Source organism: Burkholderia sp. WAC0059 (genome assembly GCF_002870125.1).
Lineage (GTDB): Bacteria > Pseudomonadota > Gammaproteobacteria > Burkholderiales > Burkholderiaceae > Paraburkholderia.
This window is the reverse complement of record NZ_PNEO01000006.1, coordinates 120,379-133,348: the sequence shown is the minus strand read 5'-3', so window position 1 is coordinate 133,348 and position 12,970 is coordinate 120,379. Positions and strand designations below refer to the sequence as shown.

Here is a 12,970-nt window from a genome sequence, read left to right as displayed (position 1 = left end):
CCGACCATCCGGCGAAACCGTTTAGGCCGGGAGCGAAGGCAAAAAACGCCCGCCGCTTACAAACCCGATTGCCGACCCGACTGCAAACGATTGCCCGACCACGACGTTAAATGGCGCGTGCGTTTCCGACGGTAAACACCGACACCATCCTGTCGAGATGCGCGGCCTGTTCCTGCAGCGACTGCGCGGCGGCGGCGGCCTGCTCGACGAGCGCCGCGTTGCGCTGCGTGACCTCGTCCATCTGCGAGATCGCGCGATTGACCTGCTCGATGCCGCGCCCCTGCTCGTCCGAGGCCGCCGCGATCTCCCCGATGATATCGGCGACGCGCTTCACCGATTCGCGCGCCTCGTCGGTCGTGCGGCCCACCTCGGCGGCCTGGGTCGAGCCGAGCTCGATGGTCTCGACCGACTTGCCGATCAGGTCCTTGATCTCGCGCGCCGCCGCCGACGAGCGCTGCGCGAGACTGCGCACCTCCGAGGCGACGACGGCGAAGCCGCGTCCCTGTTCGCCGGCCCGCGCGGCCTCGACGGCCGCGTTCAGCGCGAGGATGTTGGTCTGGAACGCGATGCCCTCGATCAGCGCCGTGATCTCCGCGATCTTGTCCGAGCTCGACGTGATCTCGCCCATCGTGCCGAGCATGCGCTCGACGACGAGCTTGCCGTTGTCCGAGACCTGGGTGGCCTCGAGCGCGAGCCGCGACGCCTCGCGCGCGCCCGTGGTGTTCTGCTTCACCGTCGTGGTCAACTGCTCCATGCTGGCGGCCGTCTCCTGCAGCGAGGCTGCCTGCTCCTCGGTACGCGAGGAGAGGTCCACGTTGCCGGCCGCGATCTGGCCGGACGCCGTGCTGACCGAGCCCGCGGACTGGCGCACCTCGGCCACGACGCGCGCCACGCGATCGAGCAGCGCGTTGAACGCCGTCGCCGCCTCGCCCACTTCGTCCATGCGCCGGACTTCCACGACGCGGGTCAGGTCGAGCGACTCGCTGACGTCGCGCAGCGTGCCGCGAATGCCGTTCAGCCCGGACGTGATGGCGCGATACAGGCTCAGCCCGAGCAGCGCGCACAGGAAGATAGCCGCCACGCAGACGAGCGACAGCAGCCACACCGTCTGGTGGTAGGCCGCGTCGTTTTCGGCGCGCAGCCTGTCGCTGAGCTGCTGGTTGTAGGTAATGTGCCGGTTGAGCGACACCACGAGCTTCTGGCTCGCCGGGTACAGCGCGCCGCCGTCGAACAGCATGCTCTTCGCGCCGTCGGCGTCGCCGGCCTGGCATTTCGCGACGTAGGCGTGCTGCGCCGGCAGATAGGCGGCGAACGCGGCTTCTTCCTCGTTGAGCAGATTGCGGTCGGTGTCGCTCGAAATGTCCTCGCGGCCGTACGTATCGAAAAGCTGCTGGATATGCTGGTCGGCGGCCTCGATGGAGCGATCGACGACCGCGCGCTGCGTCGGCTCGTTCACCAGCATGATTTCGCGGAAAATCAGGCGGCGAATATCGCCGATTTCGTAGCGGACGTCGCTCAGGATTTTCGTGCTCGGAATCACGTTGCTCTGCACGTATTCGAACCGCTGTTCAGCCTGATTCAGTCGCCATAGCCCGATTGAGCCGACAATCAATAAAGCCAGTAATGCGATCGTCAACGTGAGTATCAGACGACGAGAAATAGTCATTTGCTTTCCACCTCTTCCACACTTCGAATGACCGGCAACGGAAGCCTTGTCGCTGCGGGTTTCGGCGCAATGCAGCTACCGGAACCGCGACGTACCGCGATAATCGATCCGCCTTTATGGGGTGGTTAACGGCAGCGCGTCCGATGTCATGAGCCGCCATTCCGGCCGGCGCCTGCCGATATTCGGCCGGCTCCCGTTAAATGGCGTCCGGTCGGGCCAAGGCGAATGGGAGAATGACCGGCCGGCAATACGCCGGAATGAAGTGAAATGTCACGAAATACGGCCCAAACCGGATCGATTTCCGGCGGACCGCCGCGATTCCGGCCGGCAGGGGCGACACCGGGACACATCGCCCGCTACGACGGAAAAAATTCCGCACCCCGCATTCGGCCCATAGCTGATATGCGTTTTTCACCATAAAGAAAACCGCTCATGCGAAATGTCCGGGTCTGGTGGTAGTCTGCATTTTGCTTTCATCCTGCAATGACCGACCGGCAACGAACATGAGCAGACCGTGGACCCCCGACGACATCGCGCCCCAGACCGGCCGGCACGTCGTCGTCACCGGCGCGAACAGCGGCATCGGCTACCACGCGGCCGCGATCCTCGCGCGCCACGGCGCCGAAGTCGTGCTCGCCTGCCGCGACGAGCGGCGCGGCGCCCGCGCGCTGGCGCGCCTGCGGGCCGAGGTGCCCGAGGCCCGGGTACGGCTGGCCCCGCTCGACCTCGCCAGCCTCGCGTCGGTACGCGCGTTTGCCGACGGCGAACTCGCGCGGCGCCAGCCGCTCGACCTCCTCGTCAACAACGCGGGCGTCATGGCGCCGCCCCGACGGCTCGAAACCGCCGACGGCTTCGAACTGCAATTCGGCACCAACGTGCTCGGCCACTTCGCGCTGACGGGCCTGTTGCTGCCCGCGCTCGAGATGGCCGCTAACAGCTCGACCGAACAGCCGCGCGTGGTGACGATCGCCTCGATCGCGCACAAACAGGGGCGGCTCGACTTCGACGACCTTCAGTCGACGCGGCACTACGGACCGATGCCCGCCTACCGCCAGTCGAAGCTGGCCAACCTCCTGTTCGCGTTCGAACTCGACCGGCGCCTGCGCGCGGCCGGCTCGCGCGTGATGTCGGTCGCCGCGCATCCCGGCGTCGCGAACACGAACCTGTTTCGCAGCGGCGAGCATTCGGCCGCCGGCCGGGCAATCCGCGCCGCCCTGAGCGGATTCATCGGCGCCGTGCTGAACAGCGACCTCGCCGGCGCACTGCCGACGCTCTACGCGGCGACCGCGCCCGACGTCGTCGACGGCGGCTACTACGGCCCGCTCGGCCTGTTCGAGGCGCGCGGCGAGCAGGTAGGGCCGGCGAAGGTCGCGCCCCAGGCGAGGAACGAAGCCGACGCCCGGCGCCTCTGGCAGGTCTGCGAGACGCTGACGGGGACGGCGTTCGGGTAAGCGTCGGCCCTATGCCCCGGCACGATTGCGCCGACCAGGGCGTCGCGCGTTACGACGCGTCTTCGCCGAGCACGCCGAATTCGACCGGAGCCTTCACGTAGAAAAGATGCACGCGCTCGGTTTTCAGCCGCTCGAACAGACGCGTGCATTCCGCGGTCGTGACCGCCATCTGCACCGAAACGGGCTGATCGGTCAGTTCGAAGAAATGGGCCGAGTGCAGCCGACGGTCGTGTCCGATCCCTTCGGCGGCCGGAATCAGCGTGGCGCCGCGCAGCCCGAGTTCGCCGGACAACTGGACCAGCCAGTCCGCTACCGGCTTGCCGCGATGACGCCGGTCCTGCTGGGTATAGAAGGTGACGAGGTAGCCGTCCATTGCGTTTCTCCTCAATGCGATTTTGGCCGCCGGACCGACGCGATTCCCACCATCGTCGCCGCCGGCAAACCGCAGACGTCAATCCGGATTGCTTCAAACGGCGAGGCCGGTTGTCGACCGCGCCGGAGCAGCACAACCGCCTGCCGCGCAACAGTTACGAAACAGTCGCCCAGGCGGAAAAACGGCCGCCGATCACGCGAGCGGCAGCACGGTTTGCCGCGAAGGCACCTCGCGGCATGACCGGAAAAAGCAGGTTTCGAGTTGAGGGGTCCACATTGCGCTGTCCATGGTCGAGTTCTCGTCGGGGACAGGCGAACGCAACCTACGCAGCCTGTCCACAGGCGACACGTAGGCATCATCAGCCGCAGGGCGCGGCGGTTGTCGGAGGAATGCCATCTCCATCGCGACCAATGTAGCACACTCAAAACCCGCCGTCCCCGACGGGGCGCGCCCAAGGCGCGCACCCAGGGCGCTACCCGGCCGGGAATCGATCGACGAGTTCGCAGACTGCGCGCGATCGCAGGCTCAGCCCTGTCGCGGATATTCGCTCCGCTCCGTCGGAGCCAGCGCATGAAGCAGCTCGAAACGCTCGCAGACAAGCGGCATCGACTTGTCGGCCACCCGTCCGATCCGTTCGCATTCCTGTGTGAAGAAGCGCCAGTGCTCGGCCTGCCAGTACGCGAGAGACAGGTCGCCCTCGCCTTCGCTCGCCGCGAATTCGGCCGTCACGCAATCGAACGGCACGATTTCCACCTGGGTGATCCGCAGGGCGAGCACGGGACGCCGATGCCAATCCAGCACGATCTCGACGTCTCCGACCGTCGGAACGGCCTCGCCGTCGAACGCCCAGGACCAGGCAAGGCTGCACGTCCCCCGCTTCACGCCGGCCCGAACGAGCGCGATCAGCGCTTCCGAAAGCGGCTCCGAATCGCCGAAACCGCCGATCCGGACGCGCCCTTCCGGAAAGGCCATGCCGCGCGCCGCCCATTCGGCAATGAGCCGATGCAGATTCGAGTCCATGTGCGCCGCGTTTTCCTGAAGGGTTAATCCTGAGGCACCGTCTCGAAGACGATGCCGATCACGCGCTCGAGCGCGGAAAGCGGCGCATCCGGCCGGAACGCCGCTTCGCATCGCCCATAAAATCCACCCGCCCCGTCACTCGACGCGCGCCTTGCCGTCGTGCGGTCCGATCGGCCGGGCCGGCCAGTCCGCCCATCGATCGGGGCGCGTCGATTCGTGCGCGGCGTTCAATGGATAACGAATGCGATTCTCCGGTTTCGACGCCTCGCCGATCACCATCAGGCTCACCTCGCGCGCCGTGTTGTTGAGGAAGCTATGGCAAATGCCCGTGCCGGCGGGAAAGGCGACAGAGTCGCCCGGCTTCAGCCGGTGCAGGTCGCCGTCGATCCAGACGTCGGGCGTTCCCTCGAGCACGTACACGAACTCTTCCTCCGCGCTTTCCGCGTGCGGATACGAGGTTCGGCGCCCCGGCAGCAGCCTGACGTGATGAATCCCGATGCGCTCGAGTCCGAGCTTTCGGGCCAACGGCGCACCGATGCCCATGCGTTCCGTGTCGCCCCGATAGTGGGCGTTGTCAGGCTCTTCGAGTTCGGTCCAGTGCCGGATAAAGCCGGGGCGGTCCATGGCAAGTCCTCCTGAAAGCAATTCGGCGACGGGGTTCGACAACCCGCGCGACAAGAAACCCTTTCTTTTACCGGCTCTCGCCTATCCTCGCGTACATTCTGAAATCGCGCGGCTTGCCGTTCATCTTCCAGTAGTTGCGCAGCAACCCTTCATAGACGAACCCCGACGTTTCGAGAACGCGTTGCGACCGCGCGTTCGTATCGAGCACAGTGGCCTGAACCCGCGCGAATCCGTATTCGTCGAAGGCCCATTCGGTGACGGACCGGCAAATCGCCCTGGCGATGCCCCGGCCCCAGTAGGCCGGCGCCAGGTCGTAGGTGACCTCCGCGCGCCCGTCCAGCGCCGACACGGAGTGAAATCCCACCGTTCCCGCCAGGGCTTTCGTCCCGGCATCGACGATCGCGAGCCGTCTCGGCGACGAGACCCCCGGCGATTCGAAGCCGTTGAAGAACCCCAGCAAGGTCTCCTCCGTATAGACGTTTCCCCCCGATTGAAGTCTCACCGGCTCCGAAGCGAGATAGGCGCACCATTCGGCAACATCCGCCCGCTCGAGTTGCCGCAAAAAAAACCCTGAATACCCCGACTCCGGCGCAACCGCGATTCTCATGCCATTCCCTGCCCTGATTCCTGAAAGATCAATCGATAGTACGAGCTTATAGCGGTTTCCCGGATTCGATTCGCGGAAAAGAGCGTCCTGAACGGACGCAGGGGAAACAGGCGCACAGCAATCCCGAACCCGCCCGCCATTTCGCTTCGTGTACATTGTCACGACATTCCACTCCAGCGAGCCCATCGTCATGACGCCATTCGATCAGGCCAAGGCCGGCAAACAGCCCTCCAGTCCGGAGGGCTGGCATCACCTGCGGTTCCATCTGCCGTACAAGCACTTGACCTCGACCTTCGGCGACGACTGGTTCGCGCTCAAGGCCGAGTCCTTCGCGCGCTTCTTCGGCACGCCGACGTTTCTCGTCGCGCAGACGCTGATCGTCGCGATCTGGGTCATCGCCAACGTGACGGGCCTGACGAAATTCGACGTCTACCCGTTCATTCTGCTCAATCTCGCATTCAGCCTGCAGGCCGCCTACGCGGCGCCGCTGATCCTGCTCGCGCAGACGCGCCAGGCCGAACGCGACAAGGCCCTCGCCGACGCGGACGCGCGCCATCGCGAGGAGATCGCGAAATCCGCCGAGGAGCGGCAACTGCAGATGACCGAGCACACGGCGCAGATGGCCGCGCTCCTGAAACAGAACACCGAGCTCACCGAAATCACGCGGCAGCTAAGCGAGCGCATCGAGGCGCTGACCCGCGAAATGCACGCGAAGGTGCTGGCGACGGACTGAGCGCGACGGGACGCTCACATCGTCCGTGCAACACGGATACGCAAAAAAACGAAGCGGGCCACGCGAATCGCTCCGCGTGGCCCGCTTTCCGGGCATGACCGTCGTCACGACACCGGCATGACGCCGGCGCCAATCCGGTCAGTCAATCAACCGGCAATACCGTCCACGATGCCGTTGAGCGTCGCGCTCGGCCGCAGGGCCTTGCTCGTCAGCTCGACGTCCGGATGGTAGTAGCCCTTGATGTCGACGGGCTTGCCCTGCGCCGCGCCCAGCTCGCCGACGATGCGGGCTTCGTTCTCGCCGAGCGCCTTCGCGACGGCGGAGAACTGGGCCTGCAGCTCCTTGTCCTCGCTCTGGGCGGCCAGCGCCTCTGCCCAATACAACGTGAGGTAGAAGTGGCTGCCGCGGTTGTCGATGCCGCCGACCTTGCGCGCCGGCGAGCGGTTCTCGTCGAGGAACTTGCCCGTCGCCTCGTCGAGCGTCTTCGCCAGCACGAGCGCCTTCGGGTTGCGGTAGGCGTTGCCGAGGTGTTCGAGCGACGCGGCCAGCGCGAGGAACTCGCCGAGCGAATCCCAGCGCAGGAAGCCTTCCTCGAGGAACTGCTGCACGTGCTTCGGCGCCGAGCCGCCCGCGCCCGTTTCGAACATGCCGCCGCCCGCCATCAGCGGAACGATCGAGAGCATCTTCGCGCTCGTGCCGAGCTCCATGATCGGGAACAGGTCGGTCAGGTAGTCGCGCAGCACGTTGCCCGTGACGGAGATCGTGTCCTTGCCGGCGCGAATGCGCTCGATCGAGAAACGCGTCGCCTCAACGGGGTTCAGGATGCGGATGTCGAGACCGCTCGTGTCGTGGTCCTTCAGGTACTTCTCGACCTTCTTGATGATCTGCGCGTCGTGCGCGCGGGCCGAATCGAGCCAGAAGACGGCCGGCGTGTTCGTCGCGCGCGCGCGGTTCACGGCGAGCTTCACCCAGTCCTGCACGGGCGCGTCCTTGACCTGGCACATACGCCAGATGTCGCCGGCCTCGACCGGTTGCTCGAGCAGCACCTGGCCCGCATCGTCGGTCACGCGGACCACGCCGTTCGCCGCGATCTGGAAGGTCTTGTCGTGCGAACCGTATTCCTCGGCGGCCTGCGCCATCAGGCCGACGTTGGGCACGCTGCCCATCGTCACCGGATCGAACGGGCCGTGCTTCTTGCAGTCGTCGATCACGACCTGGTAGACGTCGGCATAGCAGCGGTCGGGAATGACGGCCTTGGTGTCGTGCAGTTGGCCGTCCGGACCCCACATGCGGCCCGACTCGCGGATCATCGCCGGCATCGACGCGTCGACGATCACGTCGCTCGGCACGTGCAGGTTCGTGATGCCCTTGTCGGAATTCACCATCGCGAGCGCCGGGCGCTTTTCGTATTCGGCCTTGAGATCGGCCTCGATCGCCGCGCGCGTCGCTTCGGGCAAATCCTTCAGGCGCGCGTACAGGTCGCCGATGCCGTTGTTCGGATTGAAGCCGACCTTCGCCAGCGCGTCGGCGTGCTTCGTCAGCACGTCCTTGTAGAACACCTCGACGGCCTGGCCGAAGATGATCGGGTCCGAGACCTTCATCATGGTCGCCTTCAGGTGCACCGAGAACAGCACGCCCTTGCTCTTCGCGTCGGCGATCTGGGCTTCGAGGAAGCTGCGCAGCGCGGCGCGGCTCAGCACCGAGGCGTCGATCACTTCGCCGACCTTGACGGGCGTCTTTTCCTTCAGGACCGTCTTCGTGCCGTCGGTGGCCGTCAGCTCGATCTTCACGTTGCCGGCCGTCGCGATCAGCGCCGACTTCTCGCTGCCGTAGAAGTCGCCCGTCTCCATGTGCGAGACGTGCGACTTCGAATCGGCGCTCCAGGCGCCCATCTTGTGCGGATGCTTGCGCGCGTAGTTCTTCACCGACAGCGGCGCGCGGCGGTCCGAGTTGCCTTCGCGCAGCACCGGGTTGACGGCGCTGCCCTTGATCTTGTCGTAGCGCGCCTTGATGTCCTTCTCGGCATCGGTCTTCGGCTCGTCCGGGTAGGCGGGCAGCTTGTAGCCCTGGCCCTGCAGCTCGGCGATCGCGGCCTTCAGTTGCGGCACCGAGGCGCTGATGTTCGGCAACTTGATGATGTTCGCTTCCGGTTTCAGCGTCAGCGCGCCCAGCTCCGCGAGGTCGTCGGAAATCTTCTGCTGGTCGCTCAGAAACTCGGGAAACGTCGCGATGATCCGGCCGGCCAGCGAGATGTCGCGCGTTTCGACGGCGACGCCCGACGAGCGCGTGAAGGCCTTGACGATCGGCAGCAGCGAGTACGTCGCGAGCGCCGGCGCTTCGTCAGTGAGGGTGTAGATGATCTTGGAAGATGTAGACATAGCTGATGCGTTGCCTGGATGAAGTGATGGACAAGACAAGGCGGTGGCGGCGCTGAGCCGGCGGGATTGCAGCGGAACGGCTGCTGCAAGGTCTGCGCGACCCGTGGCGCTGCCTTTCGGGATGCGTCCGTGAGTATAGACCCGTTTTAGGGGGCCCGTTGCCAAACTCGGCTCGCGCGCGCCGTTCGCGCCTCCGCACCGAACGGAAATTGTAACCAATCGCGGGGCAGCGGAAAGGTTCGGGCGCCGGCGGCGCTCCTCTCCGGCTCGCCGCGCAGCGCCGCGAATCACCGCTCGTTCAGGCGTCCCCGTGCGCCGCCGCGTCGGACGCGAGTTGCTCCGCCGCGCGCTTTTTCAGGCTTGCGCGGTCGATCTTGTTCGTCGAGGCGAGCGGCAGCGCCGCGACGAACCAGACGCGACGCGGATGCTGGTAGGCAGGCGCGTGGCGCAGCGCGAACGCCTTCACCTGCGCTTCGTCGAGCGCGGCGCCCGGCTTGAGCACGACGAACGCCACGGGCTTCGTGCCCTTGATGGCATCGTCCACGGGCACGACGCAGGCCTGCTGGATCGACGGGTGACGTTCGAGCATCCGTTCGACGTCGCCGGGGTAGATGTTTTCGCCGCCCGAGACGAACATGTCGTCGCGCCGGCCGACGAACGTGTAGAAGCCGTTGCCGTCGCGCTGGAACACGTCGCCCGTGCGGTAGTAGCCGTCGTCCGTGATCGGCGCGGGCAGATCGGGACGGTTGTGATAGCCGCTCATCAAGCCGGGACTGCGCAGTTGCAGCTCGCCCTCGTCGGCCTCGGCGCCGTGCCCGTCGACGAGACGCAGATCGACGAGCGGATGCGCGACGCCCACCGAAAGCGGCGGCGTCGGCAACCCGTCCGGATGCGCCGCGAACACGACGGGGCCGCCCTCGGTCGTGCCGTAGGCGTTGATGACCTTCGCATTCGGCAGCAGCGCGCGAAGCGCGTCGAAGAGCGCGGCGCTCACGGGCGCCGAGCCCATGCGCACGTAGCGCACCGACGAAAGGTCGGTCTGCCCGAGCAACGCGCGTTCCTGCATCATCATCGCGATCATCGGCGGCACGGCCGTGAGCCAGGTGCAGCGCCACGCGTCGATCGCGCGGATGTAGTTGGCCGCGCCGAACTGCGGCAGCATCACCGTCGTCGCGCGCGCGGCCAGCGCGAGAAACGCGAGCGCCAGCGCGTTCATGTGAAAGAGCGGCGCGGCGATCAGCACACGCTCGCCGGCGAGCGGCTGCGACTTCAGGCGCGTGCGCACGACCCAGAGATGGCTCTCGTGCGAAAGCACCACGCCCTTGGGCCGGCCCGTCGAGCCGGACGTGTAGAGCATCAGCGCCGCCTCGCCGGGCGCGGGCTCGACGGCCTCGAAGCGCACGCCCTCTTCCGCCGCGACGAACGTCGAGAACGTCGCGACGCCGGCCGGCAGCGCCCCGGCCCGCCCGTCGCCCACGTCGAACACGACGCCGGGCAGCCCCGCCGGCAAGTCGGCGACGCGGCGCGCGTCGCAGAACACGAGCCGCGCGCCGCTGTCGGCAATTACGTCGGCGATCAGCTCGCGCGGAAAGCGAAAATTCACGGGCACGGCGACGAGGCCCGCGCGCATGATGCCGAGCACCGTCGCCACATAGCGGGCCGAATTCGCCGCCAGCACCGCGACGCGCTCGCCGCGCGCGTATTGCCCGGCGAGCGTCGCGGCAACGCTGTCGGCCAGTGCGTCGAGATCGCCGAAGCGGTACTGCACGGGTTCGAGCGCCTCGTCGAGTTCGACCAGCGCGAGTTCGCCGGCGTCGGCGTCGCGGTCGATCAGCGCGCCGAGATTGGCCGGCCCGGTCATGGCACGAACTCCAGCAGCGTGTCGAACGCCGGCAGCAGCACGATGCTGCGCGCCTCAAGCCATTCGAACGGCAGGCCCGCCGCCTCCGCCCGCCGGCCGATTTCATGCCATTGCGGCGTGCGGATCGTCACGGCCGCGAAGCGCGGCGAGCGCGTCGACAGCGCATGCGCGAGCGCGCCGAAGTGCGCATCGAACGCCGCGCGAGACCAGAACGTCAGCTCGAACCCGGGCGCGAGCGCGCCGAGGCGCGCATAGGCGTCCTGCGGCGCGTCGACGAGATGGAGTCGCGCGAGCGCGAAAGCGCCGTTCGGATGCGTGCGCCATTCGTCGCGAAACACGAGTTCGGGCGTCAGATGCTGGCAGAAATAGACGCGACCGCCGGGCAGTTGCCCCGGCGCGAGCCGCACGGTGACGAAGCGCGCGTCGCCGTGCGGCTCGACGGGCCGCGAAAACGACTGCGGCGGCGTCGCCTCGAAGCCCGCGGCGCGCAGTGTCTCGAACGTACGCTGCGGATCGTCGCTGCGAAACACGAGGCCGTCCGCGCCGAGCGGGCTTGCCGCGATCTCCTCGCGAATCGTGCGGCCGTCGGCGGGCAGCCCGATCAGCTCCAGATAGTGGCCGTCGAACACGATCGCGTGGTTGATCGAGCCGAGCGTGTGATAGCCGCGCGGCGACACCGTGAAGCCGAGCCGCTCGAAGGTGGCCTGCGCCGCGTCGGTGTCGAAGCGCGTGTTGATGACGAGATGGTCGAGTTCGAGCATCGGCGTCGCCCCGGCTAGGCCGTCGCCGTCGAATAGACGCCCCGGCCGCTCGCGACGAGCTTGCCGTCGGCGTCGAACACCTGTGCCTCCGCGCTCGACACCTGCGAGCCGAAGCGGATCACGCGGCCCTTCACGCGCAGGTCGCCCGGATAGGCGGCGCGGTGATAGTCGACGCGCAGGTCGATGGTCGGCACGCCGCGCCCCGTCTTCGAGACGAGCGCCCAGTCGGCCGCGAGATCGACGAGCGCGGCGAGAATGCCGCCGTGCGTGTAGCGCTTCTCGGGATTGACGACCCATTCCTCGCGCCACGTCGCGCTCAGTTCGATCTCGCCTTCGCCGACCGAGATCACCTTCAGGCCGAGCCAGTCGTGAAAGGGTGCGCGCCGCAGGCGCGCTTCGATAGCCTGCGCGTCGGGCGGATTCGGCAGATTCGCCGGCGGGTTCGTTTCGCTCATGATTCGGGTTCCTCGCGGAAAATTCAGGGATTGACGACGACCTTGCCGAGCACTTCGCGATCGCGAATCAGGCGCAGGCCTTCGGCCGCCTCGTCGAGCGGCAGCACGCGGTCGATCGACGGCTTGAGCCGGCCCCCGGCGATCTGGTCCAGCAGCGCGCGCAGGTTCTCGTCGTAGAAGCTGTTGGAGCCGATCACCTTGAGCTCGAAGCTCCAGATGTAGCGCAGATCCTCGGCCGGATCGTGCCCGGCAGTCGCGCCGCAGACGAGCAGCGTGCCGCCGCGCTTGAGGCACTTCAGCGACGGCACCCAGGTGTCGCCGCCCGTGAAGTTCACGACCACGTCCACGCCGCCCTCGTAGTTGCGCCGCTGCGGCTTGCCGTACTGCGCGACGGCCCACTTCGAAAAATCGGTGGTCCGGTAGTTGACGACGTGATCGGCGCCGAGCGCCTTTAGTTGCGCGGCCTTCCCGTCGCTGCCGGCGCAGGCGATCACCTCCGCGCCGAGCTGCTTCGCGAGCAGCAGCGAGGCTGTGCCCACGCCGCCGCTCGCGCCGAGAATCAGCACGCGGTCGCCGGCCTTGACGGTGTTGTGCGTGACGAGCATGCGATGCGCCGTGCCGTAGGCGACCGGCAGCGCCGACGCGTCGTCGAAGCTGACGGCCCCGGGCAGCGCGATCAGTTGCTCCGCCGAGACCGCGCAGTATTCGGCCATGCCGCCGTCGAGCATCTCGCCCATCAGGCCTTTCGCACGGTTCAGCGGATTGACGAGCACGCGGTCGCCCGCCTTCCAGCCTTCGACGCCCGCTCCCGTCTCGACGATCTCGCCGGCCATGTCGAGACCGATCACGACCGGCAGCGGCACCTTGATGCCGGGCATGCCCTTCACCGTGAAGACGTCGTGATAGTTGAACGACGAGGCGCGCACGCGGATCACCACGCCGCCCGGTTCGGCGCGCGGCACGGGCTTGTCGGCCACGATCCTGAGCTGGTCGAGGTCGCCGTGCGCGTCGAGGACGAGCGCGCGCATGGTCGACGGGAGG

General features: G+C 67.1%; 12 protein-coding genes and 1 riboswitch. Of the genes, 2 read left to right on the top strand and 10 right to left on the bottom strand.

The window, feature by feature from the left end:
- Positions 1-106: 106 nt before the first annotated feature.
- The gene (locus tag CY652_RS25030) at positions 107-1,666 is read right to left on the bottom strand and encodes a methyl-accepting chemotaxis protein (RefSeq protein WP_102130236.1); all 1,560 of its coding nucleotides are present in this window, start codon (positions 1,664-1,666) and stop codon (positions 107-109) included.
- 503 nt (positions 1,667-2,169) lie between these two features.
- Between CY652_RS25030 and CY652_RS08300 the strand changes: the two genes are divergently transcribed.
- Positions 2,170-3,117: an oxidoreductase gene (locus CY652_RS08300; protein ID WP_102130235.1), complete on the top strand. Its 948-nt coding sequence runs from the start codon at positions 2,170-2,172 to the stop codon at positions 3,115-3,117.
- A 49-nt stretch (positions 3,118-3,166) separates the two neighbouring features.
- Here CY652_RS08300 and CY652_RS08295 read toward each other — a convergent pair whose 3' ends face one another.
- The 4 genes from CY652_RS08295 to CY652_RS08280 form a co-directional block, all read right to left on the bottom strand.
- Complete coding sequence (locus tag CY652_RS08295) at positions 3,167-3,490, bottom strand: DUF190 domain-containing protein (RefSeq protein WP_102130234.1); 324 nt, start codon at positions 3,488-3,490, stop codon at positions 3,167-3,169.
- A 342-nt stretch (positions 3,491-3,832) separates the two neighbouring features.
- Positions 3,833-3,899: riboswitch (Fluoride riboswitch) on the bottom strand.
- Positions 3,900-4,015: 116 nt separating this feature from the next.
- Complete coding sequence (locus tag CY652_RS08290) at positions 4,016-4,510, bottom strand: ASCH domain-containing protein (RefSeq protein WP_258002236.1); 495 nt, start codon at positions 4,508-4,510, stop codon at positions 4,016-4,018.
- 135 nt (positions 4,511-4,645) lie between these two features.
- Positions 4,646-5,134 carry a cupin domain-containing protein gene (locus tag CY652_RS08285; protein ID WP_102130233.1) on the bottom strand — a complete coding sequence of 163 codons (489 nt, stop codon included), beginning with the start codon at positions 5,132-5,134 and terminating at the stop codon, positions 4,646-4,648.
- Positions 5,135-5,201: 67 nt separating this feature from the next.
- Positions 5,202-5,741, bottom strand: coding sequence for a GNAT family N-acetyltransferase (locus CY652_RS08280; RefSeq protein WP_102130232.1), 540 nt, complete (start codon positions 5,739-5,741; stop codon positions 5,202-5,204).
- 190 nt (positions 5,742-5,931) lie between these two features.
- Here CY652_RS08280 and CY652_RS08275 point away from each other — a divergent pair, with 190 nt between their 5' ends.
- Positions 5,932-6,474, top strand: coding sequence for a DUF1003 domain-containing protein (locus CY652_RS08275; protein WP_102130318.1), 543 nt, complete (start codon positions 5,932-5,934; stop codon positions 6,472-6,474).
- Positions 6,475-6,620: 146 nt separating this feature from the next.
- Here the strand turns inward: CY652_RS08275 and CY652_RS08270 are convergent, their stop codons facing one another.
- The 5 genes from CY652_RS08270 to CY652_RS08250 form a co-directional block, all read right to left on the bottom strand.
- On the bottom strand, positions 6,621-8,852 hold the full coding sequence (locus CY652_RS08270; RefSeq protein WP_102130231.1) for an NADP-dependent isocitrate dehydrogenase: 2,232 nt from the start codon (positions 8,850-8,852) through the stop codon (positions 6,621-6,623).
- A gap of 298 nt (positions 8,853-9,150) precedes the next feature.
- Positions 9,151-10,713 (bottom strand): class I adenylate-forming enzyme family protein, encoded by a 1,563-nt coding sequence (locus tag CY652_RS08265; RefSeq protein WP_102130230.1) that lies wholly within the window; start codon positions 10,711-10,713, stop codon positions 9,151-9,153.
- Positions 10,710-11,474, bottom strand: coding sequence for a VOC family protein (locus tag CY652_RS08260; RefSeq protein ID WP_102130229.1), 765 nt, complete (start codon positions 11,472-11,474; stop codon positions 10,710-10,712). Before CY652_RS08260 ends, CY652_RS08265 begins: the two co-directional genes overlap by 4 nt.
- A gap of 14 nt (positions 11,475-11,488) precedes the next feature.
- Positions 11,489-11,929 carry a PaaI family thioesterase gene (locus CY652_RS08255; protein ID WP_102130228.1) on the bottom strand — a complete coding sequence of 147 codons (441 nt, stop codon included), beginning with the start codon at positions 11,927-11,929 and terminating at the stop codon, positions 11,489-11,491.
- 23 nt (positions 11,930-11,952) lie between these two features.
- A complete protein-coding gene (locus CY652_RS08250) occupies positions 11,953-12,957 on the bottom strand; it encodes a zinc-binding dehydrogenase (protein ID WP_180970481.1) in 1,005 nt (334 codons plus the stop codon).
- Between the last annotated feature and the right edge of the window lie 13 nt (positions 12,958-12,970).